The organism is Draconibacterium orientale (assembly GCF_900111425.1).
Taxonomy (GTDB): Bacteria; Bacteroidota; Bacteroidia; order Bacteroidales; family Prolixibacteraceae; genus Draconibacterium; species Draconibacterium orientale.
In genome coordinates this window covers 116,805-137,851 of record NZ_FOHT01000008.1, presented here as the reverse complement: position 1 = coordinate 137,851, position 21,047 = coordinate 116,805, and the positions used below count along the sequence as shown (strand labels likewise).

General features: G+C 42.5%; 18 protein-coding genes. 6 read left to right on the top strand and 12 right to left on the bottom strand.

Annotation, left to right across the window (positions count from 1 at the left end; all coding sequences use genetic code 11):
• Nucleotides 1-825: 825 nt before the first annotated feature.
• Complete coding sequence (locus tag BMW53_RS06765) at nucleotides 826-2,196, top strand: dipeptidase (protein ID WP_038556423.1); 1,371 nt, start codon at nucleotides 826-828, stop codon at nucleotides 2,194-2,196.
• Nucleotides 2,197-2,355: 159 nt separating this feature from the next.
• Here the strand turns inward: BMW53_RS06765 and BMW53_RS06760 are convergent, their stop codons facing one another.
• From BMW53_RS06760 to BMW53_RS06730, 7 genes are all read right to left on the bottom strand, one after another.
• Complete coding sequence (locus tag BMW53_RS06760; protein WP_038556425.1) at nucleotides 2,356-3,084, bottom strand: DUF6261 family protein; 729 nt, start codon at nucleotides 3,082-3,084, stop codon at nucleotides 2,356-2,358.
• A 316-nt stretch (nucleotides 3,085-3,400) separates the two neighbouring features.
• Nucleotides 3,401-3,715 carry a T9SS type A sorting domain-containing protein gene (locus tag BMW53_RS06750; protein ID WP_038556429.1) on the bottom strand — a complete coding sequence of 105 codons (315 nt, stop codon included), beginning with the start codon at nucleotides 3,713-3,715 and terminating at the stop codon, nucleotides 3,401-3,403.
• Nucleotides 3,716-3,751: 36 nt separating this feature from the next.
• A complete protein-coding gene (locus BMW53_RS20910) occupies nucleotides 3,752-3,895 on the bottom strand; it encodes a PKD-like domain-containing protein (protein ID WP_157470753.1) in 144 nt (47 codons plus the stop codon).
• 351 nt (nucleotides 3,896-4,246) lie between these two features.
• On the bottom strand, nucleotides 4,247-4,726 hold the full coding sequence (locus BMW53_RS06745; RefSeq protein ID WP_139178046.1) for a hypothetical protein: 480 nt from the start codon (nucleotides 4,724-4,726) through the stop codon (nucleotides 4,247-4,249).
• Between the two features lie 4 nt (nucleotides 4,727-4,730).
• A complete protein-coding gene (locus BMW53_RS06740; protein ID WP_038556433.1) occupies nucleotides 4,731-5,090 on the bottom strand; it encodes a hypothetical protein in 360 nt (119 codons plus the stop codon).
• A 2-nt stretch (nucleotides 5,091-5,092) separates the two neighbouring features.
• A complete protein-coding gene (locus tag BMW53_RS06735) occupies nucleotides 5,093-5,815 on the bottom strand; it encodes a hypothetical protein (RefSeq protein ID WP_139178045.1) in 723 nt (240 codons plus the stop codon).
• A 422-nt stretch (nucleotides 5,816-6,237) separates the two neighbouring features.
• Complete coding sequence (locus tag BMW53_RS06730) at nucleotides 6,238-7,992, bottom strand: alpha-L-fucosidase (protein ID WP_038556437.1); 1,755 nt, start codon at nucleotides 7,990-7,992, stop codon at nucleotides 6,238-6,240.
• A 254-nt stretch (nucleotides 7,993-8,246) separates the two neighbouring features.
• Between BMW53_RS06730 and BMW53_RS06725 the strand changes: the two genes are divergently transcribed.
• The 5 genes from BMW53_RS06725 to BMW53_RS06705 all read left to right on the top strand — a co-directional run bounded on the left by BMW53_RS06725 (nucleotide 8,247) and on the right by BMW53_RS06705 (nucleotide 14,743).
• The gene (locus BMW53_RS06725) at nucleotides 8,247-9,029 is read left to right on the top strand and encodes a P-loop NTPase family protein (RefSeq protein WP_051567629.1); all 783 of its coding nucleotides are present in this window, start codon (nucleotides 8,247-8,249) and stop codon (nucleotides 9,027-9,029) included.
• A complete protein-coding gene (locus tag BMW53_RS06720; RefSeq protein ID WP_051567630.1) occupies nucleotides 9,022-10,194 on the top strand; it encodes a radical SAM/SPASM domain-containing protein in 1,173 nt (390 codons plus the stop codon). Before BMW53_RS06725 ends, BMW53_RS06720 begins: the two co-directional genes overlap by 8 nt.
• A complete protein-coding gene (locus BMW53_RS06715) occupies nucleotides 10,106-11,779 on the top strand; it encodes a polyprenyl synthetase family protein (protein WP_081804768.1) in 1,674 nt (557 codons plus the stop codon). The genes BMW53_RS06720 and BMW53_RS06715 overlap by 89 nt, the downstream gene beginning before the upstream one ends.
• Nucleotides 11,772-12,623, top strand: coding sequence for a prenyltransferase/squalene oxidase repeat-containing protein (locus tag BMW53_RS06710; protein ID WP_074780363.1), 852 nt, complete (start codon nucleotides 11,772-11,774; stop codon nucleotides 12,621-12,623). Before BMW53_RS06715 ends, BMW53_RS06710 begins: the two co-directional genes overlap by 8 nt.
• 323 nt (nucleotides 12,624-12,946) lie before the next feature.
• Nucleotides 12,947-14,743, top strand: coding sequence for a prenyltransferase/squalene oxidase repeat-containing protein (locus BMW53_RS06705; protein WP_074780360.1), 1,797 nt, complete (start codon nucleotides 12,947-12,949; stop codon nucleotides 14,741-14,743).
• Here BMW53_RS06705 and BMW53_RS06700 read toward each other — a convergent pair.
• The 5 genes from BMW53_RS06700 to leuS all read right to left on the bottom strand — a co-directional run bounded on the left by BMW53_RS06700 (nucleotide 14,740) and on the right by leuS (nucleotide 20,985).
• The gene (locus BMW53_RS06700) at nucleotides 14,740-15,486 is read right to left on the bottom strand and encodes a hypothetical protein (RefSeq protein WP_139178044.1); all 747 of its coding nucleotides are present in this window, start codon (nucleotides 15,484-15,486) and stop codon (nucleotides 14,740-14,742) included. The genes BMW53_RS06705 and BMW53_RS06700 overlap by 4 nt on opposite strands.
• Nucleotides 15,487-15,649: 163 nt before the next feature.
• Complete coding sequence (locus BMW53_RS06695) at nucleotides 15,650-16,924, bottom strand: M23 family metallopeptidase (protein ID WP_038556444.1); 1,275 nt, start codon at nucleotides 16,922-16,924, stop codon at nucleotides 15,650-15,652.
• Nucleotides 16,925-17,003: 79 nt separating this feature from the next.
• A complete protein-coding gene (locus BMW53_RS06690) occupies nucleotides 17,004-17,240 on the bottom strand; it encodes a hypothetical protein (protein WP_038556446.1) in 237 nt (78 codons plus the stop codon).
• 44 nt (nucleotides 17,241-17,284) lie between these two features.
• Nucleotides 17,285-18,163 (bottom strand): YitT family protein, encoded by an 879-nt coding sequence (locus tag BMW53_RS06685; protein WP_217642900.1) that lies wholly within the window; start codon nucleotides 18,161-18,163, stop codon nucleotides 17,285-17,287.
• A 170-nt stretch (nucleotides 18,164-18,333) separates the two neighbouring features.
• Nucleotides 18,334-20,985, bottom strand: coding sequence for a leucine--tRNA ligase (leuS, locus tag BMW53_RS06680; RefSeq protein ID WP_038556448.1), 2,652 nt, complete (start codon nucleotides 20,983-20,985; stop codon nucleotides 18,334-18,336).
• Nucleotides 20,986-21,047: the final 62 nt, after the last annotated feature.

Genomic DNA, 21,047 nt, shown 5'->3' with positions numbered 1-21,047 from the left:
AACAACTTGAAAAAGCAACAATCTAAAATCTGGATGAAAAACTACTATTCTGAAATTGCAGCATAAAAAAAGAGACCGCCTTTTTGGACAGCCTCTTTTTTTATTTTCATTTGGGAACTAATTACAGTTTTTCTAAAAAAGATTAGTAAAATTCTAATCCCCCGGGCTAATGCAACAAGTTCTTCGGCCAAACGCCATCTTATTACCGTTTTCTTACAACAGAAGTGCAACAGAAGAATACAACTATTGAAAAAACCTACCAACCAATCACTTAGGCTAGTACTTGCCGTTAACAATAAAAACAAATGCTTACATCATCAATAAATCCCAGTTATTCACATTTTTATTAATATTGTTAATAAATTCTCTTTTATTATGTATTAGAATATTCTAACTTTAACTCATAATGCATGAAATGGACTATTATTCATTACTTTAACAAATAAAAATATTTTTTGCCACTACTCATTTTTTGGGGATGTGAGCATTTAATTAAGTTGTGATTAACTTACTAAAAGGGCATTCGCGGGGATGTCCTTTTTTTCTTGAAAATCCCCTATTATTTTCAAAACCCATATCTTCTACTAATCAGGTGTTATTCGGCACACCATTTAACGAAGAAAATAACACCTAGTCGTGTTGCTCTTACAGTATGGGCACCAGCTACTGAGGCTTTCCGAATAAACACTACAATTACATTACCCCTTTCAAAGTGAATCTGCCATTACAATAACTATGATCTTTGCATGACAAAACCTCTTTTTTAATCCTGCCGAAAACACTATTTTTCAAACTCAAATATTAAGGGAAATTCAAGTAAAAGTTATGGAGTATATTAATAAATATGTAGAGGAAAACAAAGACCGGTTTTTAGAGGAATTATTTGGATTGATCCGCATTCCGTCGATCAGTTCGATTGCCGCCCATAAACCGGATATGTACAAAGCCGCCGAGTACTGGAAAAAAACACTTTTGGAAGCCGGAGCCGACAAAGCCGAGGTTTTTGAAACTGCCGGAAACCCGGTTACCTATGGCGAAAAAATCATCGATCCGGCCTTGCCAACCGTATTGGTTTACGGCCACATGGATGTAATGCCGGTTGATCCCATCGATTTATGGGACACGCCTCCGTTTGAACCACAGGTGCGTGATGGTAAAATATACGCCCGCGGTGCCGACGACGATAAAGGCCAGGGCATGATGCACGCCAAAGCTTTCGAGCTGATGGTAAAAACCAATACCCTGCCCTGCAACGTAAAATTTATGATTGAAGGCGAAGAAGAAGTGGGATCGCCAAACCTCGGCCTTTGGTGCGAGCAAAACAAGGAAATGCTAAAAGCCGATATCATTTTGGTTTCCGACACCTCGATGCTGGCTGCTGATATTCCATCCATTACCACCGGATTACGCGGACTGGCTTACTGGCAGGTGGAAGTTACCGGACCAAACCGCGACCTGCACTCAGGGATTTTTGGTGGCGCTGTTGCCAACCCTATTAATGTACTTTGTTCGATGATCGACCAGATGGTTGATGCTGATGGAAAGATAACCATTCCCGGATTCTACGACACCGTACAGGAAGTTTCGTCCGAAGAACGTGCCCTGCTGGCCAAAGCGCCGTTTAACGAAGAAAAATATAAAAAAGCCCTTGGCGTTGAGGAACTGAAAGGAGAAAAAGGCTTTACAACAAGTGAGCACACCGGCATTCGTCCGTCGTTTGATGTTTGTGGTATTTGGGGCGGTTACACCGGCGAAGGAGCAAAAACCGTGTTACCATCAAAAGCTTTTGCAAAAATCTCGTCGCGTTTGGTACCCGATCAGGACCACGAAAAAATAGCCGTTCTTTTTAAAGAGCACTTCGAGAGTATTGCGCCAAAATCGGTAAAAGTTGAAGTAACTCCGTTACACGGTGGCCCGGCGTATGTTTGCCCGATTGATATTCCAGCCTACCAGGCTGCCGAAAAAGCCTACACCGATACTTTTGGTAAACGTCCGGTGCCGGTTCGTTCAGGTGGAAGTATCCCGATTATCTCAACTTTCGAAAAAGTGCTTGGAATTAAATCAGTACTGATGGGTTTTGGTTTGGAATCGGATGCCATCCATTCGCCCAACGAAAACTACCCGCTGGAGCAGTTTTACAAAGGCATAAAAACCATTCCACTGTTTTATAAGTATTTTGCTGAAATGAGTAAATAGAATCAGAAGAATGAGGCTGTCCCAAAAGTGAAAAATCTCAACACAAAGTCACAAGGCCACGAAGAAGATTATCTGAACACTAATATTTTGCGCCTTGGTGTCTTCGTGTTTGATTTTTGTTTCAGGACTTTTTTGGACAGCCTCATTGAAAGCTGAACATTATTCCTTCTCCGGATCGTCGTCTTTCTTATTTCTCCCATCGCGCTGACTAAGGCGATTGTTGTATTTTTCAATACGCTGGTTTAACTCCGAAATAAAAGCTTCGTAGGCTTCCGGGCCATCAACAAATGCCAAAGCATCAATCAGTTTGGCCACATTACGGTAAGCCGCTTCAAGTTGTTTGCGGGCAGCCTTCATTTTTAACGGTGGTTTGCCCGACTCATCGGTATAGCGCTCGCCCACCAATGCAACCACTGCCTGGTTTTTGGCTTTTAACTCGGGCACCCACGCTGTAAGGCCTACCAAAGCAACTTCGGCAGCATATTTTGTTTCCAGTAGCTCTGTAAGCTTATCGGTAGCCGCTGTTTGCTGGTCGTAGGGTTTTGTGGTGATGCCATCGAAACCATCAAAAACAATTTTAAGTTTTCGGGCGGCTTCGCGTACGTCCTCGTTAAAGTGGCGCAGGGCAGCGTCAACCATATCTTCCATACCAAGAGTTATGGTATCGCGTTCATGGTCGGCATCGGCAATGGGGCCGGTAAACATACTTTTTTGAACTAAATCCAGGGCTGCACTTTCATCGGCCAGGGCTGCTTCGAAAGCAGGGTAATAACGCTGAACTTTTAGTGCGTCAACGGTAAAACGAACAATTAGTTCGTTTACCTCGTTGTGAAAGTTGTGGTGCTCTTCGTTGCGAAGTCGCGAAAGATCAATTTTTAAAATTTCCATTCGATTTTAATTTTTGGATGATTAATAGTTATTAGTTGCATGATCGGGAAGCCCCGAAAACGTGTAGATCGGTTATTTCTGCTTGCCGGGAAACTCCGAAACTTAGCCAGGAGTTTATTTTTAAGCGCCGGGAACGCCCGAAAGCTTGTTTTTACTTTTGTTCTTGCTGTCGGGAAGCCCCGACGGGTTGTTTTCATTTTATTTCCATGTGCCGGGAATACCCGATGGGCTGTTTTTAGTTTGGTTCTAATTTTCGGGAAGCCCCGGTGATGTTATAATAGCCCTTCAAAGTTTTAAAAACCTTGAAGGGCTGGGCTTATTTCACGATCAGCTTACCGGTAAGTATTTCCCCGTTATATTTAACACGTACCATATAAACACCCTCTTTCCAGCTTTGGGTACCTATTCTTGTGCTTTTGCCTTTTAGTTTTTGTTTTTTAAGTTTCAGACTTTGCATATTATCGTATACTTCTATATCCCATTCGGTGTTTTCGTCTAATGTTGTTTCGGTTGAGGTGGATTTTAGAAATTCGTCTTTAGTAACTTCCGGCTCAATACTTACAGTAGTTTCTCCACTGGTTGGGTTGGGGCTTACGATTAGTACGCTTTTAAATGGTGCCTCATACATCATATAATTCCGTCCGGAAGTTCCACATGTATTGTGCAATTACAATCCGTAATAATCGGAGCCAAATCCAGAAGGAGCATTAAAACGGATGGTATAAGTACCTTGCCCCATTGTAATATTAAACCCATAAGGGAGATCCCATTGGTAATCATCAATATACATTTCTTCGGAAGCTGTAGCCATAAAAATACTGTTTTTCGGCACTACCCAATCATCACCGGTAATGCTTATATTATCATGATCCGGAGTACCTACCCAAACGTTTTTTTGCGGTAAAGTAAAACTCGTACCACAACCGCTTGTAAAACTGGCACTAACCCATCCCTGTCCATCGGAAACCGGGCTAAAACTACAAGGATTAGCTCCTTGAGACGATGAACGCGAAAGATTATTACTTTGCCCCCAGGTGATCTCTCCACCCGGAGTATCGGATAAACTGTACTCCCCAGCAGAATTGCATAGTAAAGATGGTCCTGAAATTTGAAAATTTAATTTGTAATATTTTAAATTACTCGTTCCGTATGGGGAATCATTTCATGCGTGCCTCATTAAAGGATATTCATTCCATTTTGAAATCAGGACACCTGGATTTTCCGTTGTTATTGCAGAATGATCACCTGATGACCAGTTTACCTTTCCAGGGTATGGAACAAAACCTGTAACTTCAATATAACTACCATCTTCCCAATAAATATATTCATCAGCATTACCTTGATAATATCCGATCCACCTGTTAGTTCCTCCGTCAGAAACATGCCAAGCATAGCTATGACAATTGAATTTTTTAGTCGTACTGTAAATCCCATTAGTTGCAAGTATTTCAATATTTGGATAAGCACTGCCATAATAACTATCCCAGTAACTTTTTAACGAATCTGAATATTCAGAATCCATTGTCCAAGCAACTACATTACTGCCTTTCGGCGTACAAACGTCACTTCTGTAATCCTGACCATTGACAAGCCCCTGAAAAATTAGTTGTGAAACGATTAATATATTTACTATATGTTTCATAGTTTTATTCATATTTATAAATTAACTCTTCTTCTCCAAGTGAATCATAAAAACTCTGATCATCAATAGTTATACTTTCACCAGAACAATTAAATGTTGAAAACATGGATGATGTTAAACCAAAATCAACAACAACAATATCTTCTTCTTCATATTCTTTGATCCATGCATTTTCAATAAAGCTCGTTTTTGAAGGATCTTTTCCTTCGATAATTTTTGATTTTAGCCAGTCTAATTGGTTTAACGGATCGTCATATCCACAAGCCGAAATTTCGTTAAGTGGCTTAATATAGTTGTTCCCCTCCTTTTCACACGAGAGGGTTAAAAAGATGACCCCAAATACTAATAATATTTTGGTTTTCATGATCAATGATTTTTTAAGTACTTATTTGTTACCTGATCGATTTGATTTAGTATTTCCGGAGTGGTTAAAACACCAGAATAGATATAGGGAGATACCTTAGTCATATCAAGTTCTGATTTAAACTTGTCCGAATCGCTAAGAACTATGCTGGTAATGGCTAAATAATTTGTTTGAATTCCAGTTGTCTGGTACCAATCTGGCTGATTTTTCTTTTTTCCTTTTTTCAACAAAAGCTCTTTAATAATTTCTTTTTTACTGTTAGTATTAATTTTTTTTATTATTAAAGGATGCGAAATAAAAAGCTCAATAAAGGACATGCTCAATACATAGTTTCCTTTTTCCAGTATAGTCCCGCTGGCAGGAATAGCTGACGGTTCTATTGACTTATATTTTTTCAATAATTCGTCTGGTGCATCATCGCGCTTTAAAAGCTCTTGAAATCCATTGAAATCGTTTTCAAATTTGGTAAAACCATCTTTGATATTATTAAAAGCAAAGATATCGGGTAATAAGGGATAGTTCAGACAAACTTTTAATAAATCCCGGGTATTCATAGTAGCTAATACATCACTCGGAATTTGACAATTCTGAACCTTTTCCGCGTTGTTCTTTAATGAATTCCAAACCTTTGAGCCAGGCTTTACGGGATAGTTCCATTTTGCACCTTCTGATTGTGAAAAAACAAGCATGGGTATAAGTAATATTGAAAATAGAATTAATTTCATATTTAAAGTATTTAGTAGTTAAAAAGTACCATAGTACATAGAAAAACAGGTTCTTTTGAATTAAGAACCAGAAAAGAGCACATTAAAAAGGTCGGTTTCTGTTGCTTTGGCAACCTGGGGTTTGCGGCAGTATGGGTGGTTTACTGTCCAAACCGTTTGTTTTGTTCTTTGAGTATTACGAGGTATTCATGGTTGGTTTTATTGTTATGTTTATGAAATTAAGATGTTTAAAGGTAAAAAAGGGTTGCGTTAAAACAAGATTATGGGCTTATGTTTAGCAACAGGTTGGATTGGGAATTAGTCATTGGGCATTAGTCACCGGTCATTGGGAATTGGAAAACGGTGTGTCTTAATACCTTTGCAAGAATCAACAAGGCCTTCAAGGTTTTAAAAACCTTGAAGGTCTAACCTATATGCAAAACCTACAGTTTTATCAACTCCAAATACATCAACTGTTTATCGCTGTTATTTCCGGCCGCAGGTAACAGTGAAATGGCTTGTTCACCATTTTCCTTTATTTCCAGTTCTCCCAATTCTACGAGTTCATAATCCTCGCCCGTATCCGGTAGTTCAGTTTCTATTTTCTGATCACCCAAACGAACTGTCACTCCTCCTTCTTCAGCACTCCACACCAAAGCTTCCACACGGTATTTGCCCGGTTCAGCATCAAAAATCCACTTCAATCGTGTACGTGCATCCACCCAATTGGTAATCACCGATTCTGATCCACTGCCTTTTAACACCGCATGTTCCCCATAACCGGGATTATAAATGTCGGCAAAATCGGCAGGTAACAACACGCTACCTTCTTTTAAGTGTGGCTTATTACTGGTTACCGTCATTTCGCCGCGAATTTTGACAACAACCACCGTATTTATCTCATCAAATATCACCGATGGCGCATGAACATGTAAATCGCCCTCTTCAAATTTCCAGGCAAAATGCTGCTCCGGGTTCGACAACAGGTAAACATCACGCACATTTGCTTCCAGCCCCGGCACGCTTAGCAAACCATCTTTGGGCCAGTCGAAAACATGAAGATACAAATTAGTTATGCCGCCCTCTTTTTTTGTGGTGCAGCGGCCCCAGGGTAATTTATAAAACGGGCTGGCACTTGTGCCATAAATCGAGTTGCCGTTTTGTTGCATCCAGTGGCCCATTTCTTTTAGCCGCTCAACACTGGCTTTCGGGAATTCGCCTGTTGCAGTTGGCCCCACATTCAGCAACAGGTTACCGCCTTTACTGGCAATATCAACCAGCATTTTTATCAGCTCTTCGGTCGGTTTCCAGTTTTCGTCGTACCATTTGTAGCCCCAACTGGTGTTCATGGTCATGCACACTTCCCAGTCGTAATCCAGCCCGGTTGGCGGCACATGCTGCTCGAGCGTTTGAAAATCGCCGGGCCACGGACGATAAAGCCGGTTATTCGTGATCAGGTTTGGGTAATCATCCGTAACTGCTTTTAATACATTGGCGGCTTCTTCTGTCATTCCGCGTGGGGTGTCCCACCACAAAATATCCAGGCCACCATAATTTTCCAGAATTTCCTTTACCTGCGGCACCGCTTTCCCGTTAATGTAATTCATCAGTGGTTCGCGTTTCAGATCCGGATCCCAGTGTGGCTTCCCCTCTTCAATATTCCAGTACGTTCCGCCCGGTTCGCGCCAGTCTTGTGCCTGCGAGTAATAAAACCCAAGCCGTATTTCTTCCCTTTCGCATACTTCAGCCAGTTCTTTTAACGGATCGCGATCAAAAGGAGTAGCATCAACAATATTGTATTTGCTGGCTTTTGAATGAAACATCGCAAAACCATCGTGGTGTTTCGATGTGATTACAATGTATTTCATCCCCGCATATTTCGCCAGTTTCACCCATTCTTCGGCATCAAATTTATCGGGATTAAACGTTTCGGCCAGTTGCTCGTATTCTTTCACCGGAATTTTCGCATTGGCCATAATCCACTCGCTGATACCCGGAATACGCTCGCCTTTCCATTCTCCGGCAGGATCGGCATACAGGCCCCAGTGAATAAACATTCCGAAGCGGGCTTCTCTCCACCACTCCATTTTTTGATCGTGGGCCGATAGTTCTACATTCTTGTGGGGATTCGGCTTCTTTTTCGAATCGCACGAAATAAAAAGCAGGGTAACCAGGGCTATTAGCAATAAGCGGTTCATAATATTAAGATTGTCTGTTTTAATGTACAGGTATAAATTTCGGAATAATTATTACAAAATCAGGTCATTCCTCGTCTTTTGTGCCCTTAATTCAATGTGCGTATTATTTCCTCTGCCAATGAGGTCAACTCATCTGCAAAACAACAAGATTCATCGCCGTTAAAAGGCTATCTGTCTTAATTGATTGTTAAAGGCGGGCAAGCATTTTTAAGTTGAGCAGAATTTTGCTTATTTAGCTTTTCATTACCAAAAAAATGACAAACAAAACTTGCCTGATTTTTTGCAACTGTGGTGCGGGCATCATTTCCGACGACAAAAAGGAAGAGCTTTCCGAAGCTTTTAAACCGCTTGGCGTTGACATTTATGAGCTGCACGACCTGTGTGCTTTTTCACTGAATGAAAAGGACTTCCTGCACGAACTTGATCAGAATTATGACAAAACACTGATTGCCGCCTGCTATCCGCGAGCCATTAAAAATATGTTCGAACAGAACGGAGTTCAGCTGAGTAATTACGAAGTTTTTAATTTCAGGGAAGCCGGCGTCGAACAAATTACTGCTGACGTATCAGCTAAGATTGAAGAAAAGCAAGACGAAACTTTTTACGAAATAAAAAACATCGACCTGAAAGTTCCGGCTTGGTACCCGATTATCGACAAATCGCGCTGCACCCTTTGCGGACAATGTGCGCGGTTCTGCGTTTTTGGGGTTTATTCGTACAACAAAAAAAGCCTCGAGGTTGCCAATCCCTTGTCGTGCAAAAATAACTGTCCGGCCTGCGGACGAACCTGCCCCGCATCGGCAATAATTTTCCCGCGATTACCAGAGAATTCAGCATTGTCAGGTGCCGAACCTTCAGACAATAAAAAAGCTGCAGGAAACGATCAAAAAGGAAATTTGTTTGTTATGCTGAACGAACGCAACAACGCCCGGAGAAATATTTTCAGGCAAGGCGCTTTTCAACAAGCCGAAGAAGAGAAAAAAAGAGCCCTGGAAGAATTGAAGAACAGCTTAAAGAATCCAAAAAACGATGCTTAAACAAATCCTGAAAACAGATAAAAAATGCTTGTATAAGTTTGCGTACAACATGGGCATAAAAGGTGCCCGTGGCATTCAGCGTTTTCAAAAACGATTGAAAAAAGGCGACTTCTTTCCGGCATTTCATTTTATATCGGTTACCGACGACTGCAACCTGAATTGCCAGGGCTGCTGGGTAACCCATAAAAAACAAAATGCGCGTATGTCGCCCGAAATGCTGGATTCTATCATCACCCAATCAAAAACAAAAGGCTCCTATTTTTTCGGGATACTGGGCGGTGAGCCACTCATGTATAAACCGCTTTTCGATGTTTTTGAGAAACATTCCGACTGCTATTTTCAGCTGTTTACCAACGGCACTTTGCTCACAAAAGATATTGCTGAACGTTTGCGTAAACTGGCCAACGTTTCGCCGCTGATCAGTTTTGAAGGCGATAGTGAAGTTGCCGACGTACGCCGCGGAGGAAAAAATGTTTACCAGAAAGCACAGGCTGCCATCGATCATTCAACCGACGCAGGATTGATTACCGGTGTGGCAATGAGTGTTTGCAAATCAAATATCGAGCTGGCTTTCTCGGATGAGTTTATTCAATCGCTGATCGATCGTGGCGTACTTTATTTGTGGTACTATATTTATCGTCCTGCGGGACAGGATGCAACGGTTGATCTCTGTCTTTCGGCCGAACAGATTGAGCAACTTCGCCAATTTATGGTTGACGCGCGCCGGAAATACAACATCGCCATTATCGACGCCTACTGGGATGAAAACGGAAAAGGCTTGTGTCCGGCTGCATCGGGACTGAGTCACCATATAAATGCATCCGGCGATATTGAACCTTGTCCGGTTATTCAATTTGCCACCAATAACGTGGCCGACGGCGATCTGGAAAGTATTTACCGCAACTCAGCCTTTCTGGCAGGATTTAAAACAGAAATACCAAAATTAACCACTGGCTGCATCGTTATGGACGATCCGCAGTGGTTGGTAAATTATACAAAACAACACGCCGCAAAAGATACCTCGGGCCGTGATAACGAAGCCGAACGCCTGAGCCGAATGGAAAAAGTTTCCAGTCATGGCTCGGCGAAAGAAATTCGCGAAAAAAGCTGGTTGTATCGCTTTGCAAAAAAACGGGCATTTTTTGGCTTTGGCGCCTACGGTTAATATGAAGGAGACAAACGGCATATTAAAAGTTCCTGAGGAATCGTTCGTGCGCAACAAAATGCGTAAGGCTGCTGCTGCTATGGTTGAAAGTATCGGGCTGCGTCCTCCTGTAAACATCTGGAAACTGGAAGAACTGGCCGCTGATTTGGTGCGCGGGCAGGAAATTTCTGCTGAATTTATTCCTTTTGCCATGGTTTTGCTGGGCAACGAATCGTGGCGAAAAACCGTGAAAGCCACACCCATGAACCGCCGTTTGTTGTTGTTGCCGCAATGTTTAAACAACAAAGAAAAATGCGAAGGCTTGTTCGACGAGCTGGGCCTGAACTGTGCCGGTTGTAAAGCCTGCCCCATCGATGATTTGCTGATAGAAGCCGAATTAAAAGGTTACGCCAACCTGGTAGCCGAAGGAACAACGGTTGCCGTTGGTTTAGTGGAAGAAGGATCGATAGATGCCGTAATCGGGGTGAGTTGTATGCCGGTGCTGCAACGGTCGTTCGAGCCGGTATCAAATGCTGCGGTTCCGGTAATTGGCATCCCGCTGCTTTTTGATGGCTGCGAAAACACCCGTGCCGATATAAAATGGATTCTGGATGAAATGCGTTCGTATGAACCTAATGAAGAGTACCAGCCCATTTCGGTATCGTTGTTAAAGAACCGGATCGAGGCTTTTTTCACCAAAGAAAAAATCAAAAAATACATTCCCGGCCGTGATAAAACGGAACAAATTGCACAGGAATATTTGCTGATCGACGGCCAACGAATACGTCCTCTGCTTGCAGCTTTAAGCTACCTGGCCTACTCAAATTCGGAGAACGATGAGTTTCTGCAGCCTTTAACGCTTATTATTGAGTGCTTTCATAAGGCATCGCTCATTCACGACGATATTGAAGACAATGCCAACGAGCGTTACAACACGCTTACGGCGCATGCAAAACATGGCGTGCCTCAGGCAATTAACGCCGGCGATTTCCTTATTGGCAAAGGCTACGAGTTGTTGAGCGAACTGGATACATCGACTGAAACAATTAAAAACTGCCTGCGTTTTATAGCGCGTTCGCATTTGCAATTAACACGCGGCCAGGGTGTCGACATTCTTTTTAACGACGGAAAAATTCAACTGCTGCCCGATGAGATGATCGGGGTTTTTAAAAACAAAACCGGTGAAGCCATCAAAGTGGCACTGTTGGTGGGAGCTATCGTTGGCAAAGCCACCAAGCAGGAGCAGGAAATTCTGGAACAATTTGCCGATTTTATGGGAATTGCCTATCAAATTCGCGACGACCTGAATGAATACACCGAACCACACAATGCTGAAAAAACCGGCGATTATCCTTTTCTGCTGGCCTTGCTGAACAAACATTTTGCCGATCAGGAAAAAGATACTCCGGCTAATTTATTCGGGCAAGTTGTAGAATTCAGAAAGTTGATTGATAAATTCGGCTTACAAGAAGTTGCAAAAGGATACCTACAGAAATACGTTGACAACTGTTACTCCGAACTCGATAAACTGGAAAATTCTAAACTTCGTCTGAGTCTTTATGGCGTAATGGGAAAAATATTTAAGTCAGAAACGACCAATGAGTAAGCCAAAGAAAATCGCGATCTACAAAAAACTGGTTCGGCGACTTTCTTTAGGATTTGAAACTTTATCGCCCGAAATACAACAGGAAATCATTGATTTTATAAAAAGTCAGCAACACGCTTCGGGTGGCTTTTGCGACCGTGCCGGAAACCCCGATCCTTACTACTCGCTTTTCGGCTGCTGGTTAAGTTTAGCCACCGGACAAAACACAGCAATTGAGCAATTAAAAACATATATTTCAATACAACCGGCAACATCAAGTACCGTTGAAGAACTGGCGCTAAATCTGATGAAGACCGAGTTGTTTCCGCAACAAAAAAATGAGTCAGTGTTTTCGTTGCTTCGAAAGGTTTTCTCAGGGCATAACTTTATGGATATTTCTTATCGTTTTTTCCTGCTGGCTTTATCCATTGATGCCACGGTTAAAAACCGCTTTCTTTTTAACCTGATGGCACGTGTTTGGCTTCCATTTTACAATGTGAAAAAAAACTCGCCGTGTAGTTTGGTAGCGGCACTTTGTTTTGCCCGCTTCGATCTGGGATTAGGCTACAAAAATTACCATAAGCCGTTAATAGCCTTCCACTTGGAAAAAGCTGGATTCAGGGCATTTGAAACCACACCATTCAGCGATACACTATCAACCGGAGTGGCACTTTTTGCTTTGGCAGAAACCAATTACGATTTGCGCCTGATCACTCCCGATTGCCTTGATTTTATGCAAAATAATTACCTTTCAGGAGCCTTTCTTTCGGGCGACGGCGATGAAACCCGCGATTTGGAATACACGTTTTATGGACTGCTGGCATTGGGAAGCCTTGTGAAGGAAAAAGGAAAAAGGCAAAAGTAGAAAGTAGAAAGGCAAAAGGAGGAAGAATGAATGACGAATGCTCAGTGACACTCCATTTTTAGGATCCGCAGTTATGGGGAAGAACTAAAAATGCTTAGTGGAACTAGTCCCGACCGAAGCGTCGGGAATGATTAACGATTGTTGATTTCAGAAGGACTTCGAGAGTACTTGGGTGGAAAAAAAACAAACCACAAAGTTGCACAAAGAAGGCACAAAGTCTCTCAACGAAAAAACAGGTAAATGGAAGTTAGCAAAACTTAGCGCCTCTGCGAGAAATAAAAAAATCTTAGTGTCTTCGGGGCTTTGTGTTTAAAATATTAAAGGTGAAAAAAGAAGAGTTGGAAATACGGTTTAAAGAATTGAGCGACATTTTGCTCAGTGAACTTAACGAAGATGGTTTCTGGTCGGGAGAATTATCGTCGAGTGCGCTGGGAGTGGCGGTGGCTGTTGCGGCACTTCATTTCCACGACGCCGGCCTTCATCAACAGGAGATAGAAAAAGGACTGAATTGGCTTTCTGCAAATCAGAATAGCGATGGTGGTTTTGGCGACACCCCCGAAAGTCCGGCAAATATTTCAACTTCGTTACTTTCTTATGCTGCTCTGAATCTCTACGCAGAAAAAAATTCGGAGGTAAAATCAACACAGCAAAAACTGGCCCACTACTTAAAAACACAAAATGTTGATGTGAGCTCTGATCAGGTGGCCAAAGTAATTCTCAATCATTACCAAAAAGATTATACGTTTTCGGTGCCTATACTTACAATGTGCGCACTTTGCGGCATTCCCGGCGACGATGGTTTTAAACACATTCCGCAGCTGCCTTTCGAGCTGGCTTTGCTGCCACGCCGCTTTTATCGGTTGTTAAACCTGAGTGTGGTTAGCTATGCCATTCCGGCGTTGATCGCCGTTGGAATTGTAGTGTTCCGCAAGAAAAAAACGAACGGAATAACTCGTGCCATCAGGGCAAAAGCGGAAAAGAAAGCCCTAAAACTTCTTGAACGATCGCTGCCGGAAAGCGGTGGTTTTCTGGAAGCGATTCCGTTGACTGCTTTTGTAGCATTGAGTTTGATAAATGCCGGATCACGAGATTCGGTTATTATTGACAAAGGAATTGCCTTTTTAAAACGCACCCAACGCGAAGATGGCAGCTGGCCCATCGACATCGACCTTTCAACATGGGTGACTACACTCAGTGTAAAAGCGTTGGGAGAACGAAGAAACAAAGTGCTTTCGGAAACACAGCAAAAACGAATTCTCAATCACTTGCTTTCGGTGCAAAATAAAACGGTTCATCCGTTTAACGGCACCTCGCCGGGTGGCTGGGGCTGGACAAATTATTCAGGGTCGGTACCCGACTGCGACGATACTCCCGGAGCTATTCTGGCACTTTTAGAGCTAGCGCCACATCATACAATTACCGAGGAGATGCTGGTTGGCGGCGAATGGTTGCTTCAACTACAAAATAACGATGGCGGCTATCCAACATTTTCGCGGGGCTGGGGAAAATTACCTTTCGACCAAAGTTGTGCCGACTTAACCGGGCATTGTGTTTTGGCGCTTGCAAAACTATTGGACATTTACAAATCAAAGCTAAATTCAAAACAGAAACAACAGTACACAACGGCAATAAATAAAGCTGTCGATTATTTAAAGAAACACCAAAAAGAAAATGGTTCGTGGCTGCCGCTTTGGTTCGGAAATCAGCATACCAAAAACCATGAAAACCCAGTGTATGGAACCGCGCGAGTACTCACCTATTTTCAGAAAGCAAAGTTATTGTTGAAAGATGAGCCGGTTTTGGTCCCGGAAATTGAAAAAATGATTGCTAAAGGAACAAACTTCCTGTTAAAGGTTCAGAATGAAAATGGCAGCTGGGGCGGCGATTTTGGAATTGAAGGCTCGATTGAAGAAACAGCTCTTGCCATTGCAGCTTTGAATGAAATAAAATCAGAAACTGAGATAGAAAAAGGATTAGCGTGGCTCGAAGATTATTACAAAAAAAACGGGCTTAAAAAAGCCCCGATTGGATTGTATTTTGCATCGTTGTGGTACGATGAAAAATTATATCCTTTAACAGCTTACCTCGAAGCCATTAAAGGATATATTGACAAAAATTAAATCTGGGTTCCCTCCTTTTGCACCAGGGTTCCGTCTTCCATAATTACCTCGTAGAAATAACCGGCGCCAAAATCTTTTTCCAGCGTAAGTTTTCCTTTAAAAGTAACTACGTCGCCTACTTTTACATCGGCTTGTGTCGTAATTGTGAGATCGAAATTACCACCGACACCGGTACCGTCCTGAATGTGCACCCAGTTTTTACCCATCACCTGTTCGTTTACTTTTACAACAGCTCCTTTAATTTCAAATTCTTTACTGCTGTATTCGGCTTTGTTTGCAAAAACATCGGCTATGCTCAATTCACTTTCGGCTTTAGTAATTTCAACTTCAGCATCGCTGGCTTCTACCTTACCCTGATGCGACGCCGGCATACCGCCAGTCATTGCAGACTGTTCAGCCCCCGGTGTTTTGGTTATTTTATTCACAAAGTAAATTACATCAAAAGTTTTGTCGATTTCTTTGCTGTGGAAATTTTCCATTGGCAGAGCATCGTAGTAATACAAAACTTCGCCCGGATTCACCTCTTGTTTTGCTACTGCGATCCACTTTGCAATACCATTTTCAGTTGCACTAATGTACGTGTAACTTCCTCCCTGAATCACTTCTGAAACCTTAATCATATTGAATGCGCTCTCGCTCTGAGCCGGAGCCGAAGCGCCATTTTTATTTCGTACACACGCTAAAAACATGCCGGCAACGGCCAGTATCATCAAGACTTTACTTAAGTTCACTTTCATCTTCATTTTTCCTCAATTTTTAAAATTTAATAAAGGTACAATCACTAAAACAACGTTAAATATTAAAATGTTGTCTTGCTTCGGAAAGATAAAAATTAAAATCAAAAACCGCCAATTTTACGGCACCAGTTGAAAACGTGAAGTTTATACAATTGACCACAAATTGGCATTAATTTATATCAGCTAACTCGGGAGTGGGTTCCCATTGAATTTTATGCAATTCCTGCATCAACGAATCCTTAACTGCTGTATAGCGGGTCATATTTTCCTCTTTAACGGGCTCAACCGGTGGAGCTTTTACTTTTAACGGATCGACATAACTGCCGTTTTTAGCCACCCTGAAATCGAGATGCGGCCCCGTTGCCAGTCCGGTTGCACCAACATACCCAATTACCTGGCCTTGTTTTACCCGCGCTCCGGTAGTAATTCCTTTACCAAACCCCGCAAGGTGCATGTAAGTCGTAGTATATACTGAGTTGTGTTTTATTTTCACATAATTACCTCCGCCACGTTTTTGATAAGCTTTGGCAATAACAGTTCCGTCGCCAATACTCATTACCGGAGTTCCCTTTGGCGCTGCATAATCCACTCCGTGGTGCGGACGACGAATACGCAACACCGGATGCAAGCGGCTATTTGAGAATCGCGAACTTATTCGCGAGAACTGCAGAGGGGCTTTAAGGAATGCTTTCCGGAGACTTTTCCCCTGTTCATCAAAATAGTCCCAACGCTCGTCCTGATCGAATATAAAAGCGTAATTTTCTGCGCCATAATGATCAAACTGAACGGCATAAATTTCGCCAATGCCAATGGAAACGGAATCCACAAACTGTTCATCATAAATCACCCTGAAACGATCGCCTTTCTGGATAGCGAAGAAATCGATGGTCCAGGCAAAAATATCGGAAAGTTCTAATGCCAGCATCGGGTCTTGCCCGTTATCCACCATAGCATTCCATAACGACGATTCTACAACGCCATGTGCGGTTCGTTGCCGGGTTTTCACTTCCTTTGCCCCCTGGTAAATTCCTAAGGTATCGGTTAACTCGAATATGGTATACTGAACCGGCGAGTTTTCGTAAACAAAATATTTGGCAACAGGAATGGAATCGCGGGTAGAAAGGATGCAGAAATTTTCGCCACTCTTAATTTTTCGAACATCAAACACTGTTTTTGATTTTCGGGCAATTTTATCGATGGTTCCCATGCCTACGCCACGTGTATTTAAAATCTGGCTGAGGTACTGATTGTTTTTTACCTTACCCATTTCAAGCGTAAACGAATCAACCGGAAGTCCGTATTTTAACTCCGGCATTTTTACTTCAACTACGGTATCCAACACCGGAACCTCTTCCTTTTGGGCCTTTTTAGGTGCACACGAAAACAACTGCCCCAGTGCAACAACAAGTCCCATCCCCACAACTATCGATCTCAACTTCCTCATCTTCAAATTTTATTTAGGCAAAAATATAAAAACTGAGCAGAAAACAAGTTTAGTATGTTTACCTGTAAAAATTTCTTTGTTAAGCCTGTTTTTTACAAAACGGGGCGGAAGTAGAAATTCCCGGGCAGAAATGCCACAAACGAGGCAGAAATGTGATTGTACCGCCCGGAAATGTGATTGTACCGCCCAGAAATGCATTGAACCAGCCGGAAATGTAATTACACCGGCCGGAAATGCATTTTACGGCGTTATGAGGTATTTCCGGGTGGTATTTCCTGTTTCCGGTTGGTTTCTTCCGGTATTGTATTGTTGCCATACCTTCAAGGTTTCGTAAATCTTGAAGGTATAAACGAATAAGCCTTACAGCTTCAGTTTATCGAACCCCTGACCGTAAACGCCCATAACACTTCCCATCGAGATAAAAGCATCCGGATCGATCTGTTTTATCTTACGGAAAATGGCACCAGTCTCCTTTTTCCGAACAACCGACATAATTACTTTCGTATCTTTTTTAGTGTACCAGCCTGTTCCGTCGAGCAAAGTAACCCCACGAATGGCCTCGTTATTAATGTATTCTGCAATTTGTTCGTATTCTTTTGAAATGATAAACATTTGGGCCGAGCGGTTGGCACCACTTAAAAACGAATCGAGCGAATACGAAACCACCCACATAGAAACGTAACCGTAAACCAGTTTTTCGGGCGAGCGGAATACCATATACGACGAAGCAATAATAATAACATCGCACAACAAAATAATGCGGCCCGGGCTAATGTTTCGGTATTTATTAATAATCATGGCAAAAATATCGGTACCACCAGTGCTGCCCCCTCTCGAAAAAACAACTCCTAAACCAACACCGCCGGCCATTCCGCCTAAAATAGCCGAAAGGAAGGTATCGTTTACAAGCGGCTGTATCGAAAAATTCTGAAAAAGGGCGAAAAAACCAGTTAAAACCAGGATACTGTAAATGGTTTTCACCCCATAATTGGCTCCTAAAATTTTAATGGCTATCAACACCAGAAAAACATTTATTACCAGATACGAGATACTTACCGGAATTTTTGTAGCAAAATAAATAACGGCCGCAACACCACTAATTCCACCACCGGTTATTTCGGCAGGAATAAGAAAAAGTACCCAACCTACAGCATACAAAAACAAACCGAAAGTAATAATTGCATAATCACGTATTGTGCGTGCCATGCGCGTCTTTCCCGACAATATTTCCTTAACCATCTTTAATAATTTATCTATTTCAAAAAAATCGCGCAAATGAACGAAGCCTTTACCTAAAAATTAGTGATGATTGTCAGGGATTTGCGAAATAACATTGATTTAAAAAACGAAAGGACAATCGTACGATTGCCCTTTCCATATAGCTCTTTAAATACCGCGTGATAAATAGATTATCCAACCGCAATATTTATAATCTTTTTCGGCACAAAAATGAATTTCCGAACGGTTTTCCCTTCTATCCATTTGGCAGCACGCTCATCGGCAAGTACTGTATTTTCAATTTCGTCTTTCGGCATATCCAAGGGCAGCTCAATTTTAAAGCGCATTTTTCCGTTAAACGATACCGGGTATTCGTACGAATCTTCGGTCAGTAAACTCTGATCAACTTCAGGCCACGCTTCGTAAGCCAGTGTTTCTTTGTTTCCGTATAACGACCACAACTCTTCAGCCATGTGCGGCGCATAAGGCGCCAGTATTTTGGCAAAAGTTTCAGCCGTTTGTTTGGTAACTTTTCCCTTTTTAATGGCCAGGTTATTGAATACCATCAATGCCGAAATTCCGGTATTGAACTTCATATTCTCAATGTCGTGCGCCACCTTTTGTATGGTTTGGTGCAGCAATTTTGCCACCTCTTTATCTTCTTCTCCGTCAACAATTTTCGCCGGGTCGGCAAAGAAACGGTAAACACGTGCCAGGAAGTTAAAAACTCCTTTCACGCCGTTTTCGGCCCAGGGTTTACGCTCATCAAGCGGCCCCATAAACATTTCGTACAAACGCAGCGAGTCGGCACCGTAATGGGCAATCACATCATCGGGGTTCACCACATTTTTCAGCGACTTCGACATTTTTGCAACGATCTGTCTCAGCTCCTCGCCGGTTTCTGTGTGGAAATATTTACCGTCTTTTTCCTCTACCAAATCAGAAGCCACTTTTGCGCCGGTTGCAGTTTCGTAGGCAAAGGCCAGAATCATTCCCTGGTTAAACAGTTTTTGGAAGGGTTCATCGGTTGAAACAACACCCAAATCAAACAACACTTTGTGCCAGAAACGCGAGTACAACAAGTGCAGAACAGCGTGCTCGGCACCTCCAACATACAGGTCAACAGGCATCCAGTATTGTTCCTTTTTCACATCGAAAATACTGTCTTCGTTATTCGGATCGATGTAGCGCAAATAGTACCAGCACGATCCGGCCCACTGCGGCATAGTGTTGGTTTCGCGGCGGCCTTTACGACCGTTTTTGTCGGTAACCATTAACCAGTCTTCGGCATTTGCCAAAGGCGATTCGCCGGTTGCGCTTGGCGAGTATTCTTCCAGGTTGGGCAACTGCAAAGGCAGATTCTCATCTTCCACCAAAGTAACTTCGCCATCTTCCCAGTGAATTACTGGGAAAGGCTCGCCCCAGTAACGCTGGCGGCTAAACAGCCAGTCGCGCAGTTTAAAGTTTACGGTTGCTTTACCAATTCCTTTTGCTTCCAGCCACTCAACAACTTGCTGAATTCCGGCAGCTTTGTTCAATCCGTTTATATCTAATCCGGTTTCATCGCTCGACGAGTTGATGTAGGCACCATCTTCCGTCCAGCAGGCATCGCCGGCTAAAATCTTATCACGATTTTCGGCATCTTTCGGATCAAGAATGCAGTTCACCGGAATATCAAATTCTTTGGCAAACTCAAAGTCGCGGGTATCATGAGCAGGAACTGCCATAATCGCTCCTGTTCCGTAACCCATCAGCACGTAATCGGCTACCCAAATCGGAATCAATTGTTTGTTTACCGGGTTCACTGCATAACGACCGGTAAAAACACCGGTTTTTTCTTTAGCCAGATCGGTACGGTCCAAATCCGATTTTAAAGCCGCAGCTTTTATATAAGCATCAACCGATTCTTTTTTGTCTTCGGTAACGATTTCGTTTACCAAGGCGTGTTCCGGAGCAATTACCATGTAAGTTGCACCAAACAAGGTATCAGGACGGGTAGTGTAAACACGTAGATTTTTATCCAATCCATCGATGGCAAAATCCACTTCGGCACCGGTTGATTTACCAATCCAGTTGCGCTGCATGTCTTTTACTCCTTCCGGCCAATCCAGGTTTTCAAGCCCACTCAGCAAACGCTCACCATAATGAGGGATACGAAGCAACCATTGTTTCAGGTTTTTCCGGATAACGGTGTTACCACATTTTTCGTGCGAACCATCGGTTAGTACCTCTTCGTTGGCACAAACTGTTTTACACGAATCGCACCACCAAACCTGTGCATTATCGTAATACGCCAGGCGTTTCTCACTGATGTATTCCTGTACAGCGGTTTCACCTTTGGCTTTAATATCTTCAGGAATTACCAATTCTGAGATTGGACGTCCCTTTTGTTGCTCCTCATCAAAATAGGTGTCGTATAATTTTTTGAAAATCCACTGTGTCCACTTAAAATATTTTGGATCGGTGGTATTTATTTCGCGGTCCCAGTCGTAGCTCAAACCAATCGCTTTAATCTGCCGACGGAAATTATCGCAGTTTTTCTGAGTAGTAATGGCCGGGTGTGTACCTGTTTGCATAGCGTACTGTTCGGCAGGCAAACCAAAGGCATCGTAGCCCATTGGGTGCAACACATTAAAGCCTTTCATACGTTTGTAACGGCTTAAAATATCGGTTGCGGTATAGCCCTCAGGGTGCCCAACATGCAGCCCCGCTCCCGAAGGATAAGGGAACATATCGAGTATGTAATATTTTGGTTTCGAGTAGTCGTCGTTGGTTTTAAACGTTTTGTTTTCCTCCCAGTACTTTTGCCATTTCGGCTCTATTTCTGCGAATTTATATTCCATTTTCTTACGTAATAAGATTCTGATTTTAAAGGCGCAAAGATAAAATTTTTGTTGGATGTATC

What these genes read in the sequence shown, in the direction of transcription:
- BMW53_RS06765 (WP_038556423.1), top strand. Translation starts at nt 826, where the DNA reads ATGGAGTATATTAATAAATATGTAGAGGAAAACAAAGACCGGTTTTTA.
- BMW53_RS06760 (WP_038556425.1), bottom strand. Translation starts at nt 3,084, where the DNA reads ATGGAAATTTTAAAAATTGATCTTTCGCGACTTCGCAACGAAGAGCAC.
- BMW53_RS06750 (WP_038556429.1), bottom strand. Translation starts at nt 3,715, where the DNA reads ATGATGTATGAGGCACCATTTAAAAGCGTACTAATCGTAAGCCCCAAC.
- BMW53_RS20910 (WP_157470753.1), bottom strand. Translation starts at nt 3,895, where the DNA reads ATGGCTACAGCTTCCGAAGAAATGTATATTGATGATTACCAATGGGAT.
- BMW53_RS06745 (WP_139178046.1), bottom strand. Translation starts at nt 4,726, where the DNA reads ATGAAACATATAGTAAATATATTAATCGTTTCACAACTAATTTTTCAG.
- BMW53_RS06740 (WP_038556433.1), bottom strand. Translation starts at nt 5,090, where the DNA reads ATGAAAACCAAAATATTATTAGTATTTGGGGTCATCTTTTTAACCCTC.
- BMW53_RS06735 (WP_139178045.1), bottom strand. Translation starts at nt 5,815, where the DNA reads ATGAAATTAATTCTATTTTCAATATTACTTATACCCATGCTTGTTTTT.
- BMW53_RS06730 (WP_038556437.1), bottom strand. Translation starts at nt 7,992, where the DNA reads ATGAACCGCTTATTGCTAATAGCCCTGGTTACCCTGCTTTTTATTTCG.
- BMW53_RS06725 (WP_051567629.1), top strand. Translation starts at nt 8,247, where the DNA reads ATGACAAACAAAACTTGCCTGATTTTTTGCAACTGTGGTGCGGGCATC.
- BMW53_RS06720 (WP_051567630.1), top strand. Translation starts at nt 9,022, where the DNA reads ATGCTTAAACAAATCCTGAAAACAGATAAAAAATGCTTGTATAAGTTT.
- BMW53_RS06715 (WP_081804768.1), top strand. Translation starts at nt 10,106, where the DNA reads ATGGCTCGGCGAAAGAAATTCGCGAAAAAAGCTGGTTGTATCGCTTTG.
- BMW53_RS06710 (WP_074780363.1), top strand. Translation starts at nt 11,772, where the DNA reads ATGAGTAAGCCAAAGAAAATCGCGATCTACAAAAAACTGGTTCGGCGA.
- BMW53_RS06700 (WP_139178044.1), bottom strand. Translation starts at nt 15,486, where the DNA reads ATGAAGATGAAAGTGAACTTAAGTAAAGTCTTGATGATACTGGCCGTT.
- BMW53_RS06695 (WP_038556444.1), bottom strand. Translation starts at nt 16,924, where the DNA reads ATGAGGAAGTTGAGATCGATAGTTGTGGGGATGGGACTTGTTGTTGCA.
- BMW53_RS06690 (WP_038556446.1), bottom strand. Translation starts at nt 17,240, where the DNA reads ATGGCAACAATACAATACCGGAAGAAACCAACCGGAAACAGGAAATAC.
- BMW53_RS06685 (WP_217642900.1), bottom strand. Translation starts at nt 18,163, where the DNA reads ATGGTTAAGGAAATATTGTCGGGAAAGACGCGCATGGCACGCACAATA.
- leuS (WP_038556448.1), bottom strand. Translation starts at nt 20,985, where the DNA reads ATGGAATATAAATTCGCAGAAATAGAGCCGAAATGGCAAAAGTACTGG.